Source organism: Streptococcus sp. KR, assembly GCF_002238115.1.
In the GTDB taxonomy this organism is placed as follows: Bacteria; Bacillota; Bacilli; order Lactobacillales; family Streptococcaceae; genus Streptococcus.
Genome location: NZ_NGVM01000006.1, coordinates 42,098 through 60,799, shown reverse-complemented (window position 1 = coordinate 60,799; position 18,702 = coordinate 42,098). Strand labels below are relative to the sequence as shown.

The window sequence follows — 18,702 nt, the reverse complement described above, 5'->3', positions numbered from 1 at the left end:
TAAAATGGCTCAAATTAAAATTACTTTGACTAAGTCTCCAATCGGACGCATTCCATCACAACGTAAAACTGTTGTAGCACTTGGACTTGGCAAATTGAACAGCTCTGTTATTAAAGAAGATAACGCTGCTATCCGTGGTATGATCACTGCAGTATCTCATTTGGTAACAGTTGAAGAAGTAAACTAATGAATTTTTAGGGGATGTGCACTATACCATCCCCTAAAACTAGATATAGTCATCTATGATGACGTCGTATAGGCGAGTTGATGGGGGAGACAACCTTTTCTCCCTTATCGGCGCTAGCATTTTACAAAAGAGGAGAAAATAAAAATGAAACTTCATGAATTGAAACCTGCAGAAGGTTCTCGTAAAGTACGTAACCGCGTTGGTCGTGGTACTTCATCAGGTAACGGTAAAACATCTGGTCGTGGTCAAAAAGGTCAAAAAGCTCGTAGCGGTGGCGGAGTTCGCCTTGGTTTTGAAGGTGGACAAACTCCATTGTTCCGTCGTCTTCCAAAACGTGGATTCACTAATATCAACGCTAAAGAATACGCAATTGTGAACCTTGACCAATTGAACGTCTTTGAAGATGGTGCTGAAGTTACTCCAGTTGTTCTTATCGAAGCAGGAATTGTTAAAGCTGAAAAATCAGGTATTAAAATTCTTGGTAACGGTGAGTTGACTAAGAAATTGACTGTGAAAGCAGCTAAATTCTCTAAATCAGCTGAAGAAGCTATCACTGCTAAAGGTGGTTCAGTAGAAGTCATCTAAGAGAGGTGACCTATGTTTTTTAAATTATTAAGAGAAGCTCTTAAAGTCAAGCAAGTTCGATCAAAAATTTTATTCACAATTTTTATCGTTTTGGTCTTTCGTATCGGAACTAGCATAACAGTTCCTGGTGTGAATGCCAATAGCTTGAATGCTTTAAGTGGATTATCCTTCTTAAACATGTTGAGCTTGGTCTCAGGGAATGCCATGAAAAACTTCTCAGTTTTTGCTCTTGGTGTTAGTCCCTACATTACGGCCTCTATCGTTGTCCAACTCTTGCAAATGGATATTTTACCCAAATTTGTAGAGTGGGGTAAACAAGGGGAAGTAGGTCGAAGAAAATTAAATCAAGCTACTCGTTATATTGCTCTTGTTTTAGCCTTTGTGCAATCTATCGGGATTACAGCTGGTTTTAATACTTTGGCTGGAGCTCAATTGTTGAAAACAGCTCTTACTCCACAAGTTTTTATCATGATTGGTATCATCTTAACAGCTGGTAGCATGATTGTGACTTGGTTGGGAGAGCAAATTACAGATAAGGGATACGGAAATGGTGTTTCTATGATTATCTTTGCCGGGATTGTTGCCTCAATTCCAGAGATGATTCAGGGCATCTATGTGGACTACTTTGTGAACGTTCCAAGTGACCGTATCAACTCATCTATTATTTTTGTAATCATTTTGATTATTACTGTATTGTTGATCATTTACTTTACAACTTATGTTCAACAAGCAGAATACAAAATTCCTATCCAATATACTAAAGTTGCACAAGGTGCTCCATCTAGCTCTTACCTTCCTTTGAAGGTAAACCCTGCTGGAGTTATCCCTGTTATCTTTGCAAGTTCGATTACTGCAGCGCCTGCGGCTATTCTTCAGTTTTTGAGTGCTACAGGTCATGATTGGCCTTGGGTGAGAACAGCACAAGAAATGCTGGCAACAACTTCACCAACTGGTATTGCCATGTATGCTTTGTTGATTATTCTCTTTACATTCTTCTATACGTTTGTACAGATTAATCCTGAAAAAGCGGCAGAGAACCTACAAAAGAGCGGTGCTTATATCCATGGAGTTCGTCCTGGTAAAGGTACAGAAGAATATATGTCTAAACTTCTTCGTCGTCTTGCAACTGTTGGTTCCCTCTTCCTTGGTGTGATTTCTATTTTACCGATCGTAGCGAAAGATGTTTTCGGACTTTCAGAGGCGGTTGCTTTTGGAGGAACAAGTCTTTTGATCATTATCTCTACAGGTATTGAAGGAATCAAACAATTGGAAGGTTACCTATTGAAACGTAAGTATGTTGGTTTCATGGATAGAACAGAATAGAAGTATTTACGGAATCAGTAAATACTGAGGGAGTGGAGGTTTAACTCTAACATTTGTAAGAGTTTGGTCTCCCCTCTTCTATTTTGTTTTTAAATAGGGGTGAAAAAATTTTTTGCTTCTATTTAAAAATAAAATAAGGAGATCAAATCATGAATCTTTTGATTATGGGCTTACCTGGTGCAGGTAAGGGAACTCAAGCAGCAAAAATCGTAGAACAATTCCATGTTGCACATATCTCAACAGGTGATATGTTCCGCGCTGCTATGGCAAATCAAACTGAAATGGGTGTTCTTGCTAAGTCATACATTGACAAGGGTGAATTGGTTCCTGACGAAGTTACAAATGGAATCGTAAAAGAACGTCTTTCACAAGATGATATTAAAGAAACAGGATTCTTGTTGGATGGTTACCCACGTACAATCGAACAAGCTCATGCCTTGGACAAAACATTGGCTGAACTTGGCATTGAACTAGAAGGTGTCATCAACATTGAGGTGAACCCTGACAGTCTCTTGGAACGTTTGAGTGGCCGTATCATCCACCGCGTAACTGGAGAAACTTTCCACAAGGTCTTTAACCCACCAGTTGACTATAAAGAAGAAGATTACTACCAACGTGAAGATGATAAGCCTGAGACAGTCAAACGTCGTTTGGATGTGAATATTGCTCAAGGAGAACCAATCATTGCTCACTACCGTGCCAAAGGTTTGGTTCATGACATCGAAGGTAATCAAGATATCAATGATGTCTTCTCAGATATCGAAAAAGTATTGACAAATTTGAAATAAAGCGTTTTTCACACTTGCAAAAATCCGCTACAAATGTTATACTGAGATAGTCTGACTTATAATTGTTGTCTCTGTGTCTAGAGGCATCGAATCGAAATTTATGGAGGTGCTTTTGCGTGGCAAAAGACGATGTGATTGAAGTTGAAGGCAAAGTAGTTGATACAATGCCGAATGCAATGTTTACGGTTGAACTTGAAAATGGACATCAGATTTTAGCAACAGTTTCTGGTAAAATTCGTAAAAACTATATTCGTATTTTAGCGGGAGATCGTGTTACTGTCGAAATGAGTCCATATGACTTGACACGTGGACGTATCACTTACCGCTTTAAATAATCGAAAAACTTGGAGGGATAAGAAATGAAAGTAAGACCATCGGTCAAACCAATTTGCGAATACTGTAAAGTTATTCGTCGTAATGGTCGTGTTATGGTGATTTGCCCAGCAAATCCAAAACACAAACAACGTCAAGGATAAGATAGAAAGGAGAAAACATGGCTCGTATTGCTGGAGTTGACATTCCAAATGACAAACGCGTAGTAATCTCATTGACTTATGTTTATGGTATCGGACTTGCAACATCTAAGAAAATTTTGGCTGCTGCTGGAATCTCAGAAGATGTTCGTGTACGTGATCTTACATCAGATCAAGAAGATGCTATCCGTCGTGAAGTGGATGCAATCAAAGTTGAAGGTGACCTTCGTCGTGAAGTAAACTTGAACATCAAACGTTTGATGGAAATCGGTTCATACCGTGGTATCCGTCACCGTCGTGGACTTCCTGTCCGTGGACAAAACACTAAAAACAACGCTCGCACTCGTAAAGGTAAAGCTGTTGCGATTGCTGGTAAGAAAAAATAATATAGGAGGTAAAAGTCTTGGCTAAACCAACACGTAAACGTCGTGTGAAAAAGAATATCGAATCTGGTATTGCTCATATTCACGCTACATTTAATAACACTATTGTTATGATTACTGATGTGCATGGTAATGCAATTGCTTGGTCATCAGCTGGTGCTCTTGGTTTCAAAGGTTCTCGTAAATCTACACCATTCGCTGCTCAAATGGCTTCTGAAGCTGCTGCTAAATCTGCACAAGAACACGGTCTTAAATCAGTTGAAGTTACTGTAAAAGGTCCAGGTTCTGGTCGTGAGTCAGCTATTCGTGCGCTTGCTGCCGCTGGTCTTGAAGTAACAGCAATTCGTGATGTGACTCCAGTGCCACACAATGGTGCTCGTCCTCCAAAACGTCGCCGTGTATAATCATCGCATTACACTGCTTTTCGTTTAAGAGGGAGTAACTAAATGATCGAGTTTGAAAAACCAAATATAACAAAAATTGATGAAAATAAAGATTATGGCAAGTTTGTAATCGAACCGCTTGAACGTGGCTACGGTACAACTCTTGGTAACTCTCTTCGTCGTGTACTTCTAGCTTCTCTACCAGGAGCAGCTGTGACATCTATCAACATTGATGGTGTGTTACATGAGTTTGACACAGTTCCAGGTGTTCGTGAAGACGTGATGCAAATCATTCTGAACATCAAAGGAATTGCAGTGAAATCGTACGTTGAAGACGAAAAAATCATCGAACTAGATGTTGAAGGTCCTGCTGAAGTAACAGCTGGTGACATTTTGACAGATAGCGATATTGAAATTGTAAATCCAGATCATTATCTCTTTACAATCGGTGAAGGTTCTTCTCTAAAAGCGACTATGACTGTTAACAGTGGTCGTGGATATGTACCTGCTGATGAAAATAAAAAAGATAATGCACCGGTTGGAACACTTGCTGTAGATTCTATTTATACACCAGTTACAAAAGTCAACTATCAAGTGGAACCTGCTCGTGTAGGTAGCAATGATGGATTTGACAAATTAACCCTTGAAATCTTGACAAATGGAACAATTATTCCAGAAGATGCTTTAGGGCTTTCAGCACGTATTTTGACAGAACATCTTGATTTGTTTACAAATCTTACTGAGATTGCTAAGTCAACTGAAGTGATGAAAGAAGCTGACACTGAATCTGACGATCGTATTTTGGATCGTACGATTGAGGAACTGGACTTGTCTGTGCGTTCATACAACTGTTTGAAACGTGCCGGTATCAATACTGTGCATGATTTGACAGAAAAATCTGAAGCAGAGATGATGAAAGTACGAAATCTTGGACGCAAGAGTTTGGAAGAAGTGAAACTCAAACTCATTGATTTGGGTCTTGGATTAAAAGATAAATAAAGGAGGAATACATGGCTTACCGTAAACTAGGACGCACTAGCTCACAACGTAAAGCAATGCTTCGCGATTTGACAACTGACCTTTTGATCAACGAATCAATCGTGACAACTGAAGCTCGTGCTAAAGAAATCCGTAAAACTGTTGAAAAAATGATTACTCTAGGTAAACGTGGTGATTTGCATGCACGTCGTCAAGCAGCTGCTTTCGTACGTAATGAAATCGCATCTGAAAACTATGATGAAGCAACTGATAAGTACACTTCTACTACAGCACTTCAAAAATTGTTCTCAGAAATCGCACCTCGTTATGCTGAACGTAACGGTGGATACACTCGTATCCTTAAAACTGAACCACGTCGTGGTGATGCAGCGCCAATGGCGATCATCGAATTAGTATAAAATCATCAATTTTGTTGAGTGTTATGATGATGGAGTTTTATGCTCTTAGTCTAGCTCTGGTCTACCGCTAGGATCTCGGTCCTAGCGGGAACACTCATCATAAGTTGGGATAGTAGACGCTTGTTTACGAAATTGTTTTTTTCTTAAGAACAACTTCGTAAGCAGGCGTTTTTGAGTATTTTAGTTGGAATTATGCTATACTATTTGAAAAGAATCCTGTTTAATGTTCAGGTTTTCTATTAAAAGAAGAATTGGAGTTTGCTTATGAAAGCGATTATAACTGTTGTTGGTAAAGATAAATCTGGAATTGTTGCAGGTGTTTCTGGCAAAATTGCAGAATTAGGATTGAATATTGACGATATCTCTCAAACTGTCTTGGATGAATATTTCACGATGATGGCTGTCGTCTCTAGTGATGAAAAGCAAGATTTTACACGTCTTCGTGATGAATTTGAAGCTTTTGGGCAAATTTTAAATGTGAAAATCAACATTCAGAGTGCAGCGATTTTCGAAGCTATGTATAATATCTAGGAGGTGCACATGGATATTAGACAAGTTACTGAAACCATTGCCATGATTGAGGAGCAAAACTTCGATATTAGAACCATTACCATGGGAATTTCCCTTTTGGACTGTATTGATCCGGATATCAATCGTGCTGCGGAGAAAATTTATCAAAAGATTACGACCAAGGCGGCTAATTTAGTGGCTGTTGGAGATGAAATTGCTGCTGAGTTGGGAATTCCTATCGTTAATAAGCGTGTATCGGTGACTCCTATCTCTTTGATTGGGGCTGCGACAGATGCGACGGACTACGTTGTTCTGGCAAAAGCGCTTGATAAGGCTGCGAAAGAGATTGGTGTGGACTTTATTGGTGGTTTTTCTGCCTTGGTACAAAAAGGTTATCAAAAGGGAGATGAGATTCTCATCAATTCTATTCCTCGTGCTTTGGCTGAAACGGACAAGGTCTGCTCGTCAGTCAATATCGGCTCAACCAAGTCTGGTATCAATATGACGGCTGTCGCAGATATGGGACGAGTTATCAAGGAAACGGCAACTCTATCTGATATGGGAGCAGCCAAGTTGGTTGTATTCGCTAATGCTGTTGAGGACAATCCATTTATGGCGGGTGCCTTCCATGGTGTTGGGGAGGCAGATGTTATCATCAATGTCGGAGTTTCCGGTCCTGGTGTGGTGAAACGTGCCTTGGAAAAAGTTCGTGGAGAGAGCTTTGACGTAGTAGCCGAAACAGTTAAGAAAACTGCCTTTAAAATCACTCGTATCGGTCAATTGGTTGGTCAAATGGCCAGTGAGAGACTGGGTGTGGAGTTTGGTATTGTGGACTTGAGTTTGGCGCCAACTCCTGCGGTTGGAGATTCTGTGGCACGTGTACTTGAAGAAATGGGGCTAGAAACAGTTGGAACACACGGGACGACGGCTGCCTTGGCTCTCTTGAATGATCAAGTTAAGAAGGGCGGAGTTATGGCCTGCAACCAAGTTGGTGGTTTGTCTGGTGCCTTTATACCTGTTTCAGAGGATGAAGGAATGATTGCTGCAGTGCAAAATGGCTCTCTTAATCTGGAAAAACTAGAATCTATGACGGCTATCTGTTCCGTTGGTTTGGATATGATTGCCATTCCGGAGGATACACCTGCTGAAACCATTGCGGCTATGATTGCGGATGAAGCTGCAATTGGTGTCATTAACATGAAGACAACAGCTGTTCGTATCATTCCAAAAGGAAAAGAAGGTGATATGATTGAATTTGGTGGTCTTCTTGGTACAGCTCCAGTTATGAAGGTCAATGGGGCTTCGTCTGTTGATTTCATTTCTCGTGGGGGACAAATTCCAGCACCAATTCATAGTTTTAAAAATTAAGAAAATAGGAGAAATTTTAAGTTCTATTTAAGGTTGGATGTGTATACTATAATCATTAAATAAAGACCTCCTAATATTATTTGAAACAGATAACACTGATTTAGTTTGAATTTGATTTTCATCTAATATCTTTATTTAATGAACTCCTAAACTTTTTCATAATAATCTCCTGCAAAAGTCGCCTGTCTGGGTGGCTTTTGTTTTATCATCCATGATATAATAGAAGCAAACGGAGGACGGAAAATGGTAAAAGTACGATTGTATTTGGTACGTCATGGCAAGACTATGTTTAACACGATTGGTCGCGCGCAAGGTTGGAGCGATACTCCCTTAACAGCTGAAGGTGAACGAGGAATTCAAGAATTAGGAATCGGTTTACGAGAATCTGGTCTACAGTTTGAGCGCGCTTATTCGAGTGATTCAGGGCGCACCATTCAGACAATGGGAATTATCCTTGATGAACTTGGCTTGCAGGGGAAAATCCCTTATCGCATGGACAAGCGTATCAGAGAATGGTGTTTCGGTAGTTTTGATGGAGCCTACGATGGTGATCTTTTCATGGGTATTATTCCTCGTATCTTTAATGTGGACCATGTTCATCAATTGTCTTATGCTGAACTTGCTGAGGGCTTGGTAGAGGTCGATACAGCTGGTTGGGCTGAAGGCTGGGAAAAACTCAGTGGCCGAATCAAGGAAGGTTTTGAAGCGATTGCCAAAGAAATGGAAGAACAAGGTGGGGGCAACGCTCTCGTTGTCAGCCATGGAATGACCATTGGAACCATTGTGTATCTGATTAATGGCATGCATCCGCATGGTCTAGATAATGGTAGCGTGACGATCCTTGAATATGAGGATGGTCAGTTTAGCGTTGAGGTTGTCGGCGACCGTAGTTACCGAGAACTAGGACGTGAGAAGATGCTAGAGAAAAATAATTGATAGAAGTTAGCTCCAAATGGGGGCTAATTTTTTATACTGCTAAATAAGGTGGATTTGCGATTCAGTCTTTCTTTTCATACAAGCCCAAAAGAGCATTTCTCGTCTTTCAAATTCACTTAAAAATGGTATAATAGTAACATCACAAAATTGGAGAGAGACCATGAGTTTTTACAATCATAAAGAAATTGAGCCTAAGTGGCAGGGCTACTGGGCGGAACATCATACATTTAAGACAGGAACAGATGCATCAAAACCTAAGTTTTATGCGCTTGACATGTTCCCTTATCCGTCTGGAGCGGGTCTACACGTAGGTCACCCAGAAGGTTATACAGCAACCGATATCCTCAGCCGTTATAAACGTGCGCAAGGCTACAATGTCCTTCACCCAATGGGTTGGGATGCCTTTGGATTGCCTGCCGAGCAATACGCTATGGATACGGGGAATGACCCAGCAGAATTTACGGCGGAAAATATTGCCAACTTCAAACGCCAAATCAATGCGCTTGGATTTTCTTATGACTGGGATCGTGAAGTCAATACAACAGATCCAAACTACTACAAATGGACTCAATGGATTTTCACTAAGCTTTACGAAAAAGGATTGGCCTATGAAGCTGAAGTGCCAGTAAACTGGGTTGAGGAATTGGGAACAGCCATCGCCAACGAAGAAGTCCTTCCTGACGGAACATCTGAGCGTGGAGGCTATCCAGTTGTCCGTAAACCAATGCGCCAATGGATGCTCAAAATCACGGCCTATGCAGAGCGCTTGCTTAATGACTTAGACGAGCTTGATTGGCCAGAGTCTATCAAGGATATGCAACGCAACTGGATTGGGAAATCAACTGGTGCCAATGTAACTTTCAAAGTAAAAGGAACAGACAAGGAATTCACTGTCTTTACTACTCGTCCTGATACTCTTTTCGGTGCGACTTTCACTGTCTTGGCTCCTGAACATGAATTAGTAGATGCTATCACAAGTTCAGAGCAAGCAGAGGCAGTAGCAGACTATAAACACCAAGCCAGCCTTAAATCAGACTTGGCTCGTACAGACCTTGCCAAAGAAAAAACAGGGGTTTGGACTGGTGCTTATGCCGTCAACCCTGTCAATGGTAAGGAAATTCCAATCTGGATTGCGGATTATGTTCTTGCTAGTTACGGAACAGGTGCCGTTATGGCTGTCCCTGCCCATGACCAACGTGACTGGGAATTTGCCAAACAATTTGACCTTCCAATCGTCGAAGTACTTGAAGGTGGAAACGTTGAAGAAGCTGCCTACACAGAAGATGGACTTCATGTCAATTCAGACTTCCTAGATGGACTCAACAAAGAAGATGCTATTGCCAAGATTGTGGATTGGTTGGAAGAAAAAGGCTGTGGACAAGAGAAGGTCACCTACCGTCTCCGCGACTGGCTCTTTAGCCGTCAACGTTACTGGGGTGAGCCAATTCCTATCATTCATTGGGAAGATGGAACTTCAACAGCTGTCCCTGAAAGTGAATTGCCACTTGTCTTGCCTGTAACCAAGGATATCCGTCCCTCAGGTACTGGTGAAAGTCCACTAGCTAATTTGACAGACTGGCTTGAAGTGACTCGTGAAGATGGTGTCAAGGGTCGTCGTGAAACCAACACTATGCCACAATGGGCAGGTTCAAGTTGGTACTACCTCCGCTATATCGATCCACATAACACTGAGAAATTGGCTGATGAGGACCTCCTCAAACAATGGTTGCCAGTAGATATCTACGTGGGAGGTGCGGAACATGCTGTACTTCACTTGCTTTACGCTCGCTTCTGGCACAAATTCCTCTATGACCTCGGTGTTGTTCCAACTAAGGAACCATTCCAAAAACTCTTTAACCAAGGAATGATCTTGGGAACAAGTTACCGTGACCATCGTGGAGCACTTGTAGCAACTGACAAGGTTGAAAAACGTGACGGTTCTTTCTTCCATGTGGAAACAGGAGAGGAGTTGGAGCAAGCGCCAGCTAAGATGTCTAAATCTCTCAAGAACGTTGTTAACCCAGATGATGTGGTGGAACAATACGGTGCGGATACCCTTCGTGTTTATGAAATGTTTATGGGGCCACTTGATGCTTCAATCGCTTGGTCAGAAGAAGGTTTGGAAGGGAGCCGTAAGTTCCTTGACCGTGTTTACCGTTTGATTACAAGCAAAGAAATCCTTGCGGAAAATAATGGCGCTCTTGACAAGGTTTACAATGAAACGGTCAAAGCTGTCACAGAACAAATTGAGTCCCTCAAATTCAACACAGCCATTGCCCAACTTATGGTCTTTGTCAACGCTGCTAACAAGGAAGACAAGCTCTATGTGGACTACGCTAAAGGCTTTATCCAATTGATTGCCCCATTTGCACCTCACTTGGCAGAAGAACTCTGGCAAACAGTTGCAGCAACAGGTGAGTCTATCTCTTACGTAGCTTGGCCAACATGGGACGAAAGCAAATTGGTTGAAGACGAAATCGAAATAGTCGTCCAAATCAAAGGTAAAGTCCGTGCCAAACTCATGGTCGCTAAAGACCTATCACGCGAAGAATTGCAAGAGATTGCTCTAGCGGATGAAAAAGTCAAGGCAGAAATTGACGGTAAGGACATCGTAAAAGTAATTGCGGTACCGAATAAATTGGTTAATATTGTTGTGAAATAAGATAGGAATCCTTCAGAGTAGAATCTGGAGGATTTTTTGAATGAAAAATATAATTCCGTTTCCATCATCTCACCACTTAACCTCTCATTTTAACCACTTATCTCAAAAGTCGATTTTTCTTTCATACTTTTTGTTAAACTGGTGAGGTAAAGAGGAGGAAATAAATATGATTTTACAAGCTAAACATTTGACTAAACGTTACGGCGATCATATGGCTGTTGACGATATTCAGTTAGAGTTTGAAAAAGGGAGTTTTAATGCTATTTTGGGTCCCAATGGTGCAGGAAAATCAACCACCATTTCCATGTTAATCGGGTTGAAAAAGCCGACAAAAGGTCAGATTCGATATGCGCCAAATACGAAAATCGGAGTTGTTTTTCAAGCTAGTGTACTGGATGAGATGTTGACGGTTAGGGAAAATCTTACGATTCGTGCTCAACAGTATAAGGAGATTGCAGCAAGTCGTGTGGATGATTTGATCCATCAACTGGGCTTGACTGCTTTCCAGAAACAACTATATGGGACTTTATCAGGTGGGCAAAAACGTCGGGTTGATATTGCGCGTGCTCTTCTTTCGCGACCAGATATTCTTTTCTTGGATGAACCAACGACAGGTCTTGATATTCAGACTCGCAAATCCATCTGGGAGCTACTGTATCGGCTACAAAAGGATGAAGGTATGACTATTATCTTAACGACTCATTATCTGGATGAAGCGGATGAAGCGGATCGGATCTATATTGTTGATCATGGGAAAGTGATTGCGCAAGGTTCTGCGACTGCTATTAAAAGTCAGTATGCTTCTAATATCCTAAAAATTCGTTTTAAAGAAATGAAGGATTTAGAAAAGTTGTTACAGACTGGAATGACAGTAGAGGAAGAAAATGAGTTGGAATATCTTTTTTATCCAAGGACGTCACAGGAAGCCATTGAATATTTGGCAAAAGTTCGAGAAGAAATTGATTCTTTTGAGTTTCGTCCGGGCACTATGGATGATGCCTTTATTGCACTTACAGGAAGAGAGGTTCGCTAATGTTAGCTTTATTGAAACGGAATTTTATCTTATATTTTCGTAATCGTTCAGGAGTATTTTTCTCATTATTGGGGGCATTGATTTCCTTCCTGCTTTATATCATTTTTTTGCAGAAGAACTTGACGGATGCTTGGACCCAACTCCCTGATAATACGAAGCTTTTAAATAACTGGCTGATGGGTGGGACCTTGGCTGTGACTGGGATTACAACCAGTTTTACGGCTCTTACACAAATGGTACAGGATCGTGAAAATCAAGTAGATCAAGATCTTTTCTTGACAGATTTAGGTAGCTGGGGCTTACAGGTGTCCTATCTAATCAGCAGTATTATCATTTCTTTTGTCATGCAGGTGTTTATGTTTGCTGTTATGAGCCTTTATTTTAGAGAAAGTCCAGTTATCAGTTATTTACCGGAAATTACTTTGATTATGCTGTTAAGCAGTCTGCTTTCAAGTGTGGTAAATATTCTTTTGATTTACCGTTTTCAATCTGTAGATAGTCTTGGCAAACTGGCAACTATAGTGGGGACTGCTTCTGGATTTTTGGTAGGAACTTATATCCCCATTGGAGTATTACCTGATTTTGCACAAATTATCATGAAGTGTACCCCTGCAACTTATATTGCTTCTCTCTATCGACAAATTTTAATGAAAGAGCGGTTAGAAACTGCATTTACAGGAAATAGCAGATTGTTAAAGGAATTTCAAGAAAAAATGGGAATCCAAATCAACTGGCAAGAACTATTGACAAAGGAAGAGACATACTTTATAGTGGTTATTATCAGTCTTGTCGCTATTTTTCTTTGGATTTTATTTGTTAAAGTGTTTAGCAAGAGAAAATAAAAGTATATTGGAGAGAAAATGAAGATTCGTTTTGAAATGAAGGCAGAGTTTTCAGAAAAGGACCCACATATTGTAATTCAGGCAGCTCAGTTAACCGACCAAGCGAGGGAAGTCATGGAGTATTTAGAACAATTTTCAACAACCAATCAGGTGGTCATTCCTATTCGAACGGATGATCATCTGGTTATGGTGAAAATTGAGGATCTTATTTTAGCAGATATCGATAAGAACTTGTTGACCATTTATACGGTAGACGGGATTTATAAAACTAAGGAAACATTGACAAACTTTCAGAATAGGATTAACCGACGGAACTTTATACAGATATCACGCCATTCAATTATAAACATTGACCACTTAGAATCGTTATCAGATAGTTTTTCAGGGAACATGATGGCTAAAATGACTCGGGGCATCAAATCTAGTGTGAGTCGGAAATACGTTAAGTCCTTAATGAATTATCTAGGTTTATAGGAGAAAATCATGAAACGATTAATTGATTATTTTGTATCGGGAATGCGTACGGCTTCCTTCTTTTATTTGAGTATGATGTTATTAGCTCAGTGTTATCCAGGTATTACCTATCCTGAACCAATGATAAAAAATATTCTAGCTCTGTTTTTAATGGGTGGAATTATGGGGGTATTGACTTTAATACTTGAAAAGCTAGAGTTTCTTGCTTTTAGTATACGTGTAGGAGTTCATTTATTAGTGACAGCTACTATTTTAGTATTGACCTCTCTATTTTTGGGCTGGGGTTCAGCCTTGTGGAGTCCCTTGCTTTGGTTCTTTTTCTTGTTAATTTATGGATTGATATGGTTGTATCAAATCTGGAAAAATCACAAACTCACCCAACGAATTAATCAAGCCTTAGAGGATAAAAGACAGAAAACGGGTCACTAATATAGTGTTGAGGATGAAGTTTGAAGACAGTGCCAGTTTCCAAAGAGAACAATTTGTGATATAGTATTTTCAGCGTAAAACAAGGAGAAGAAAGATGCCAGTAAACGAATATGGTCAAATGGTTGGGGAGTCAATGGAAGGTTATACACCAGGTGAATTGCCTTCTATTGATTTCTTAGAAGGGCGTTATGCTCGGATAGAGGCTCTCTCGGTAGAAAAACATGCGGAGGATTTGCTAGCTGTTTATGGCCTGGATACTCCTCGGGAGATGTGGACCTACCTTTTTCAGGAGCCAGTAGCAGATATGGAGGAGTTGGTTAGCCTTTTAAATCAGATGTTGGCTCGTAAGGACCGTTTTTACTATGCAATCATAGACAAGGCAACTGGTAAGGCTTTGGGAACTTTTTCTCTCATGCGCATTGACCAAAATAACCGAGTGATAGAAGTGGGAGCGGTCACTTTTTCTCCAGAGCTCAGGGGAACACGAATAGGGACAGAAGCTCACTATCTCTTGGCGCGCTATGTTTTTGAGGAGCTTAACTATCGTCGCTACGAATGGAAATGTGATTCTCTTAATCTGCCATCCAGACGAGCTGCGGAGCGTTTGGGATTTGTCTATGAAGGGACCTTCCGCCAGGCAGTCGTATATAAGGGGCGTACTCGTGATACGGATTGGTTGTCTATGATTGATAAGGACTGGCCCAAAGTCAAAGCTCGATTGGAAGCATGGTTGGCTCCTGAAAATTTTGATAAAAATGGACGACAGTACAAGAGCTTAAGAGAGCTTTAATAGGTGTTGACATGATCACTATTAAAAAGCAAGAAATTGTCAAGTTAGAGGATGTTTTGCATCTCTATCAGGCTGTCGGTTGGACAAATTATACCCATCAACCAGAGATGCTGGAGCAGGCCTTATCTCATTCATTAGCGATTTATGTGGCGCTTGATGATGATACTGTGGTGGGCTTGATTCGTTTGGTTGGAGATGGATTCTCATCAGTATTGGTTCAAGATTTAATCGTTTTACCTATCTATCAGCGTCAAGGGATTGGTAGTGCCCTAATGAAAGAGGCTTTAGAGGCTTACAAAGATGTCTATCAAGTCCAGCTGGTGACAGAACAGACAGAAAGAACCTTGAGATTCTATCGTTCTATGGGCTTTGAAATCTTATCCACCTATAATTGTATAGGGATGACTTGGGTGAATAGAGAAAAATAACAAAACTTGTTTTTCTTAAGCAAAGTTTAAGGATGGTCTAGTATTATATAACCATTAAATAAAGACCTCCTAACTTTATTTAATGAAATCCTAAAACTTTTTTTCATCATAATCTCCTAATGAAGTCACCCAATCAGGTGGCTTTTTTCGTGGATAGGTGATGGTGATAGATTTTTTTTGCAAAATAGTAAAATTTGAGAAAAGTTAAGCTAGTTTTAAGCTTTGTCTTGTATCATATAGTTATTAAATAAAGACCTCCTAACTTTATTTAATAAAATCCTAAACTTTTCTTTTTCATAATAATCTCCCTTAACTCCACCCAATCAGGTGGAGTTTTTTGGCTCTATTTCAGGATTTTGGGGACTATTCTAAAAATCATTTTCCGATATTTTTCGGATTTTGGTCGGGGAATTGGCGGGGACTTTTTAGCGAATATGATTAAGAAATAGGTCTGTTGTTGCTTCAGCTACTTCAAACTCAATTTGATTGTAAGTAACTATTAATTGAAGGACTGGAACTGCTGTAATAATGATTTTGCTTGTCCAGTAGTGGCGTATTAAATGAGGAGTGACATGTAAGATTGTCTCTTCGTTTACTAAATCAAAATTTCTATGAAATTGATAGAATCCCTAACTTTCTCTTAAACTTGAAAGTCTTGTTGTAAAGCGGTTAAAGCTTGAGAAGCTGAGAATGTAAAGTTTTGACAAATTTTGTCAACTGTGGGATAATAAAAGGGAATTAAGTATTGTGTCTATATCATAGGCTAGAAAAGACCCCAAGCTCACGTCCAAATAAGCTTGGGGTCTTTTTGACACTATTTGTTCTTGTTTAGCCATTTATCGACTAAGCGAAGAACGACACCGACCACAATTGGTCCGATGATAGTTTTAAGTATTGTATCCATCATGGGCTAATTCACCTCCTCTCGCAGGCGGTGTAGAAGTGCCGAACAATATTATACCATAAAAGAGAAATTGGGCAAAAACTCAATTTCAGGAGAAAATGAAGTAAATCTTTCCACAATAAAACGCATAGTATCAGGTTTTCAACACTGATATTATGCGTTTTTTGATTTTAAAGACTTTTTTCTCAGACTTATGATTGGTTTTGTCAGTTTTCTTATTTTCGTGGAGGGTTATGGAATTTATCTGTTCTTTACTGAATCCAACCTTTATGTAGAAGATTTATCCCAGAATGGATTATTTGGTTTTACGAATTTCTTTATCATCTTTAATTTAGTTTTACTGGCTTTAGCATGCTGGGCAGGATACAAGTGGAAGAGGGGATATTAACAAAAGTGGAGAAAACTACATTAGTTCCTCTCCACTTTTATGTTTCTAGCTAATTGGTAATTATAACTTATTACGATCGAAGTCACCTATCCTTATCTTTCAAAAAATGGTCAATCTTAGCCATCAAGAGCTTGTGCCCGTATATTTTACAGATATCACGAGCCTGTAAATAATAGTCAAGAATTTCATCGTGCTTTAAAAAATCTTTTCCGGCGTTCGCAACGATAGTTAAAAGAGGTGCCAGCTGATAGCTGGTCTCTTTTTGTTTACAAAAGTCAATGGTTTCTAAGGCCTCTTGGACAGCTTCTAACTCTTTCCCTTTAGAGTGTAAATAATAAGCGAAATTATGTTTAACTCGAATATAACCAAATAAATACTCTTGATGGTTTAAATCTTTTTCCTGATACAAACTGATAAGAAGTGAGTTATTTTCTTCGTATTCTGCATCACGCCCTACAGAAAAATAAAAATTAGATAAAGTATTGAGGAGTTTAAGATACACAGATGAACTAGACGAAAGTTTTGGCAAAGTGTTTTCTAGACTGGCAATAGCTTCATCTTTGGAACCATGTAAGTAGAAAAGGATAATCGCTTGAATCCATAGAAGATAAAATTCATCCTCAGTAGACAGATACTGAGACTTTTCTTTTTCTAAGTTTAAGAGGTATTCTAAATCCTCGTAATTACGATCTTCAAGTAATTTTTCTGCTAATTTCTTAAACGGTGTTATATTGGAAGTCATTTCAATCTGTTCATCGAAAAAATATTCTAAGGGAACTTGAAGCCGATTTGCAAGTTTATAGAGTAAATCAGCAGCAGGCATATAGTTGCCACGTTCTATTTTGCTGATTTGGCTTTGCTCACAAATTCCTTCGGAAAGTGTTTTTTGTGAGAAGCCTTTTTCTTTTCTCTTTGCTTTTAGTTTGTCAGATAATATGCTCATCTTTAAACCTTCTTTAAATAAATTTATGATTAATTATATACTTTTAATCTCTATTTTTCAACTTCCTGGCATAGAAATAGTCTCAAAAGAATAAATAGGAAATAAACTGAAAAAAAGAATACTTTTTATTGACAAAGAAGATTCAAAGTAGTACACTTACAAGTGTAAAGATAAGAAAATGTGGTTAATATGAGTATTTTAGCAAAGTTTCGTAAAATCATTTTTAGAATATATTTTTTTAGGATTCTTTGTAAGCGTTTGCTTTAAAAAGCTATAAATCAACTACAATATATTTTGGGTTCGAGAGTTATACAACAAGATTCAACAATTAGTGTAGTTAATCTTGGACTGGAGGATTTATTTATTAAATGTTTGTGAAGTAACATTTATATAATGAATCGTGTCATAGATTGAAGGACTTAAAGGGGGTACTGTAAGTTTGCTATACCCTATTACCTTCTCATATAACTAGTTATACAGGAACTACTCTATTATGTCTTTTGATGTGGGTGTATAGATGTTAGGAGGAGAATAAAATGAGAAATCCAGTAATACAGACATCTAATTTATCAAAATCCTATGATGGGAAGATTGTCTTAGATAAGATAGACTTTACGCTAAAACAGGGAGAAATCTATGGCTTACTAGGAAGAAATGGCGCTGGAAAGACTACCTTTATCAAAGCTATTTTAGGTTTGACAGCGATGGATAGTGGTGAAGTGAATATTCTATCTGAAAAACTGTTAGGTGAATTTTCTAAGGATTTGCTATCTCAAATCGGTGTGGTATTGGACAGTGCTTCTTTTTATCCTAATTTAACGGGACCTGAAAATCTCTCTATTTTTGCGAGATTGAGAGGAGTTTCGCTAAAACAAGTAGAGCAAGCTTTACAAGTAGTAGGATTAGATGGGGAAAATAAAAAACTATTCAAGCAGTATTCTTTGGGAATGAAGCAAAGGTTAGCAATTGCTAACGCTATTATGCACCAGCCGAAAATTCTGATATTAGATGAACCAACAAATGGTTTGGATCCTATTGGTATCCTTGAAATGCGCCGTTATCTAAAGGAACTCAGTACCAATCATGGCATTTCGATTTTAATATCCAGTCACATTATTTCAGAACTTGAAAAGCTTGTAGATAGAGTTGGGATACTGCATGATGCCCACCTTATGGCTGAAAAGACTATGCAGGAATTAATAGATGGTGCAGATAAAAGGAAAATCCACCTAATTGTTTCGGATGCTCCTCAAGCTAAGGAAGTGCTTTGCAGGATAAATCTGCAAGAACAGATTAGTATTCTTTCGGATATAGAACTTGAACTTCAGGGAGAATCACCTACTTTTGACATTGCAGTCGTATCTAACTCCTTAAAAGATAACGGAATAGTTCTAAAAGAATATTCTTATAAAAACAATGAAAGTTTAGAGGATTACTTTAAGCGGGTAACAGGAGGTGAGGGAATTGCTTGATTTA

Annotated in this window: 24 protein-coding genes; 22 read left to right on the top strand and 2 right to left on the bottom strand. The window is 39.2% G+C overall.

All coding sequences use genetic code 11. The features are described 5' to 3' along the window. The first annotated feature begins 4 nt into the window (after positions 1 to 4). The 20 genes from rpmD (at position 5) to CBI42_RS03265 (ending at position 14,991) form a co-directional block, all read left to right on the top strand. Positions 5 to 187, top strand: a complete 183-nt coding sequence (gene rpmD, locus CBI42_RS03360) for a 50S ribosomal protein L30 (protein ID WP_000057241.1) — start codon at positions 5 to 7, stop codon at positions 185 to 187. A 144-nt stretch (positions 188 to 331) separates the two neighbouring features. Continuing rightward, complete coding sequence (rplO, locus tag CBI42_RS03355) at positions 332 to 772, top strand: 50S ribosomal protein L15 (RefSeq protein ID WP_000766087.1); 441 nt, start codon at positions 332 to 334, stop codon at positions 770 to 772. A gap of 12 nt (positions 773 to 784) precedes the next feature. After that, positions 785 to 2,095: a preprotein translocase subunit SecY gene (gene secY, locus CBI42_RS03350; protein ID WP_094753256.1), complete on the top strand. Its 1,311-nt coding sequence runs from the start codon at positions 785 to 787 to the stop codon at positions 2,093 to 2,095. 149 nt (positions 2,096 to 2,244) lie between these two features. Then, a complete protein-coding gene (locus CBI42_RS03345; RefSeq protein ID WP_001050436.1) occupies positions 2,245 to 2,883 on the top strand; it encodes an adenylate kinase in 639 nt (212 codons plus the stop codon). A 116-nt stretch (positions 2,884 to 2,999) separates the two neighbouring features. Beyond that, a complete protein-coding gene (gene infA, locus CBI42_RS03340; RefSeq protein WP_001029883.1) occupies positions 3,000 to 3,218 on the top strand; it encodes a translation initiation factor IF-1 in 219 nt (72 codons plus the stop codon). Between the two features lie 24 nt (positions 3,219 to 3,242). Next, a complete protein-coding gene (gene rpmJ / locus CBI42_RS03335; RefSeq protein ID WP_001808836.1) occupies positions 3,243 to 3,359 on the top strand; it encodes a 50S ribosomal protein L36 in 117 nt (38 codons plus the stop codon). A gap of 17 nt (positions 3,360 to 3,376) precedes the next feature. After that, positions 3,377 to 3,742, top strand: a complete 366-nt coding sequence (gene rpsM / locus CBI42_RS03330) for a 30S ribosomal protein S13 (RefSeq protein ID WP_000090781.1) — start codon at positions 3,377 to 3,379, stop codon at positions 3,740 to 3,742. Between the two features lie 17 nt (positions 3,743 to 3,759). Continuing rightward, positions 3,760 to 4,143 (top strand): 30S ribosomal protein S11, encoded by a 384-nt coding sequence (rpsK, locus tag CBI42_RS03325; RefSeq protein ID WP_001118385.1) that lies wholly within the window; start codon positions 3,760 to 3,762, stop codon positions 4,141 to 4,143. 42 nt (positions 4,144 to 4,185) lie between these two features. Then, entirely contained in the window at positions 4,186 to 5,121 is a 936-nt protein-coding gene (locus CBI42_RS03320; RefSeq protein ID WP_000568988.1) for a DNA-directed RNA polymerase subunit alpha, read from the top strand. Positions 5,122 to 5,132: 11 nt separating this feature from the next. Next, positions 5,133 to 5,519 carry a 50S ribosomal protein L17 gene (gene rplQ / locus CBI42_RS03315; RefSeq protein ID WP_000331493.1) on the top strand — a complete coding sequence of 129 codons (387 nt, stop codon included), beginning with the start codon at positions 5,133 to 5,135 and terminating at the stop codon, positions 5,517 to 5,519. 264 nt (positions 5,520 to 5,783) lie between these two features. After that, positions 5,784 to 6,050 carry an ACT domain-containing protein gene (locus CBI42_RS03310; protein ID WP_094753255.1) on the top strand — a complete coding sequence of 89 codons (267 nt, stop codon included), beginning with the start codon at positions 5,784 to 5,786 and terminating at the stop codon, positions 6,048 to 6,050. A 9-nt stretch (positions 6,051 to 6,059) separates the two neighbouring features. Beyond that, the gene (locus CBI42_RS03305) at positions 6,060 to 7,397 is read left to right on the top strand and encodes a PFL family protein (protein ID WP_094753254.1); all 1,338 of its coding nucleotides are present in this window, start codon (positions 6,060 to 6,062) and stop codon (positions 7,395 to 7,397) included. A gap of 243 nt (positions 7,398 to 7,640) precedes the next feature. After that, positions 7,641 to 8,333, top strand: a complete 693-nt coding sequence (locus tag CBI42_RS03300; protein ID WP_084930196.1) for a histidine phosphatase family protein — start codon at positions 7,641 to 7,643, stop codon at positions 8,331 to 8,333. A gap of 160 nt (positions 8,334 to 8,493) precedes the next feature. After that, positions 8,494 to 10,995 carry a leucine--tRNA ligase gene (leuS, locus tag CBI42_RS03295; RefSeq protein ID WP_094753253.1) on the top strand — a complete coding sequence of 834 codons (2,502 nt, stop codon included), beginning with the start codon at positions 8,494 to 8,496 and terminating at the stop codon, positions 10,993 to 10,995. A 166-nt stretch (positions 10,996 to 11,161) separates the two neighbouring features. Continuing rightward, positions 11,162 to 12,028: an ABC transporter ATP-binding protein gene (locus tag CBI42_RS03290; protein WP_094753252.1), complete on the top strand. Its 867-nt coding sequence runs from the start codon at positions 11,162 to 11,164 to the stop codon at positions 12,026 to 12,028. Continuing rightward, complete coding sequence (locus CBI42_RS03285) at positions 12,028 to 12,870, top strand: ABC transporter permease (RefSeq protein WP_084947813.1); 843 nt, start codon at positions 12,028 to 12,030, stop codon at positions 12,868 to 12,870. The genes CBI42_RS03290 and CBI42_RS03285 overlap by 1 nt, the downstream gene beginning before the upstream one ends. A gap of 18 nt (positions 12,871 to 12,888) precedes the next feature. Beyond that, a complete protein-coding gene (locus CBI42_RS03280; RefSeq protein WP_000701930.1) occupies positions 12,889 to 13,344 on the top strand; it encodes a LytTR family DNA-binding domain-containing protein in 456 nt (151 codons plus the stop codon). 9 nt (positions 13,345 to 13,353) lie between these two features. Beyond that, positions 13,354 to 13,773: a DUF3021 domain-containing protein gene (locus tag CBI42_RS03275; RefSeq protein ID WP_020902698.1), complete on the top strand. Its 420-nt coding sequence runs from the start codon at positions 13,354 to 13,356 to the stop codon at positions 13,771 to 13,773. A gap of 94 nt (positions 13,774 to 13,867) precedes the next feature. Then, positions 13,868 to 14,563, top strand: a complete 696-nt coding sequence (locus CBI42_RS03270) for a GNAT family N-acetyltransferase (protein WP_049499490.1) — start codon at positions 13,868 to 13,870, stop codon at positions 14,561 to 14,563. An 11-nt stretch (positions 14,564 to 14,574) separates the two neighbouring features. Further along, positions 14,575 to 14,991, top strand: coding sequence for a GNAT family N-acetyltransferase (locus CBI42_RS03265; RefSeq protein WP_049499492.1), 417 nt, complete (start codon positions 14,575 to 14,577; stop codon positions 14,989 to 14,991). A gap of 814 nt (positions 14,992 to 15,805) precedes the next feature. Here the strand turns inward: CBI42_RS03265 and CBI42_RS03260 are convergent. Further along, a complete protein-coding gene (locus tag CBI42_RS03260; protein WP_094753251.1) occupies positions 15,806 to 15,898 on the bottom strand; it encodes a type I toxin-antitoxin system Fst family toxin in 93 nt (30 codons plus the stop codon). A 190-nt stretch (positions 15,899 to 16,088) separates the two neighbouring features. Between CBI42_RS03260 and CBI42_RS13220 the strand changes: the two genes are divergently transcribed. Next, on the top strand, positions 16,089 to 16,283 hold the full coding sequence (locus CBI42_RS13220) for a DUF5966 family protein (RefSeq protein WP_094753250.1): 195 nt from the start codon (positions 16,089 to 16,091) through the stop codon (positions 16,281 to 16,283). Between the two features lie 82 nt (positions 16,284 to 16,365). On the opposite strand, the gene CBI42_RS03250 is transcribed toward CBI42_RS13220, so the two are convergent. After that, positions 16,366 to 17,226, bottom strand: a complete 861-nt coding sequence (locus tag CBI42_RS03250) for a helix-turn-helix domain-containing protein (protein WP_094753249.1) — start codon at positions 17,224 to 17,226, stop codon at positions 16,366 to 16,368. A gap of 536 nt (positions 17,227 to 17,762) precedes the next feature. Here CBI42_RS03250 and CBI42_RS03245 point away from each other — a divergent pair. After that, positions 17,763 to 18,698: an ABC transporter ATP-binding protein gene (locus CBI42_RS03245; RefSeq protein WP_094753248.1), complete on the top strand. Its 936-nt coding sequence runs from the start codon at positions 17,763 to 17,765 to the stop codon at positions 18,696 to 18,698. Positions 18,699 to 18,702 lie beyond the last annotated feature (4 nt).

What these genes read in the sequence shown, in the direction of transcription:
- rpmD (WP_000057241.1), top strand. Translation starts at nt 5, where the DNA reads ATGGCTCAAATTAAAATTACTTTGACTAAGTCTCCAATCGGACGCATT.
- rplO (WP_000766087.1), top strand. Translation starts at nt 332, where the DNA reads ATGAAACTTCATGAATTGAAACCTGCAGAAGGTTCTCGTAAAGTACGT.
- secY (WP_094753256.1), top strand. Translation starts at nt 785, where the DNA reads ATGTTTTTTAAATTATTAAGAGAAGCTCTTAAAGTCAAGCAAGTTCGA.
- CBI42_RS03345 (WP_001050436.1), top strand. Translation starts at nt 2,245, where the DNA reads ATGAATCTTTTGATTATGGGCTTACCTGGTGCAGGTAAGGGAACTCAA.
- rpmJ (WP_001808836.1), top strand. Translation starts at nt 3,243, where the DNA reads ATGAAAGTAAGACCATCGGTCAAACCAATTTGCGAATACTGTAAAGTT.
- rpsM (WP_000090781.1), top strand. Translation starts at nt 3,377, where the DNA reads ATGGCTCGTATTGCTGGAGTTGACATTCCAAATGACAAACGCGTAGTA.
- CBI42_RS03320 (WP_000568988.1), top strand. Translation starts at nt 4,186, where the DNA reads ATGATCGAGTTTGAAAAACCAAATATAACAAAAATTGATGAAAATAAA.
- rplQ (WP_000331493.1), top strand. Translation starts at nt 5,133, where the DNA reads ATGGCTTACCGTAAACTAGGACGCACTAGCTCACAACGTAAAGCAATG.
- CBI42_RS03310 (WP_094753255.1), top strand. Translation starts at nt 5,784, where the DNA reads ATGAAAGCGATTATAACTGTTGTTGGTAAAGATAAATCTGGAATTGTT.
- CBI42_RS03305 (WP_094753254.1), top strand. Translation starts at nt 6,060, where the DNA reads ATGGATATTAGACAAGTTACTGAAACCATTGCCATGATTGAGGAGCAA.
- CBI42_RS03300 (WP_084930196.1), top strand. Translation starts at nt 7,641, where the DNA reads ATGGTAAAAGTACGATTGTATTTGGTACGTCATGGCAAGACTATGTTT.
- leuS (WP_094753253.1), top strand. Translation starts at nt 8,494, where the DNA reads ATGAGTTTTTACAATCATAAAGAAATTGAGCCTAAGTGGCAGGGCTAC.
- CBI42_RS03290 (WP_094753252.1), top strand. Translation starts at nt 11,162, where the DNA reads ATGATTTTACAAGCTAAACATTTGACTAAACGTTACGGCGATCATATG.
- CBI42_RS03285 (WP_084947813.1), top strand. Translation starts at nt 12,028, where the DNA reads ATGTTAGCTTTATTGAAACGGAATTTTATCTTATATTTTCGTAATCGT.
- CBI42_RS03280 (WP_000701930.1), top strand. Translation starts at nt 12,889, where the DNA reads ATGAAGATTCGTTTTGAAATGAAGGCAGAGTTTTCAGAAAAGGACCCA.
- CBI42_RS03275 (WP_020902698.1), top strand. Translation starts at nt 13,354, where the DNA reads ATGAAACGATTAATTGATTATTTTGTATCGGGAATGCGTACGGCTTCC.
- CBI42_RS03270 (WP_049499490.1), top strand. Translation starts at nt 13,868, where the DNA reads ATGCCAGTAAACGAATATGGTCAAATGGTTGGGGAGTCAATGGAAGGT.
- CBI42_RS03265 (WP_049499492.1), top strand. Translation starts at nt 14,575, where the DNA reads ATGATCACTATTAAAAAGCAAGAAATTGTCAAGTTAGAGGATGTTTTG.
- CBI42_RS03260 (WP_094753251.1), bottom strand. Translation starts at nt 15,898, where the DNA reads ATGATGGATACAATACTTAAAACTATCATCGGACCAATTGTGGTCGGT.
- CBI42_RS13220 (WP_094753250.1), top strand. Translation starts at nt 16,089, where the DNA reads ATGATTGGTTTTGTCAGTTTTCTTATTTTCGTGGAGGGTTATGGAATT.
- CBI42_RS03250 (WP_094753249.1), bottom strand. Translation starts at nt 17,226, where the DNA reads ATGAGCATATTATCTGACAAACTAAAAGCAAAGAGAAAAGAAAAAGGC.
- CBI42_RS03245 (WP_094753248.1), top strand. Translation starts at nt 17,763, where the DNA reads ATGAGAAATCCAGTAATACAGACATCTAATTTATCAAAATCCTATGAT.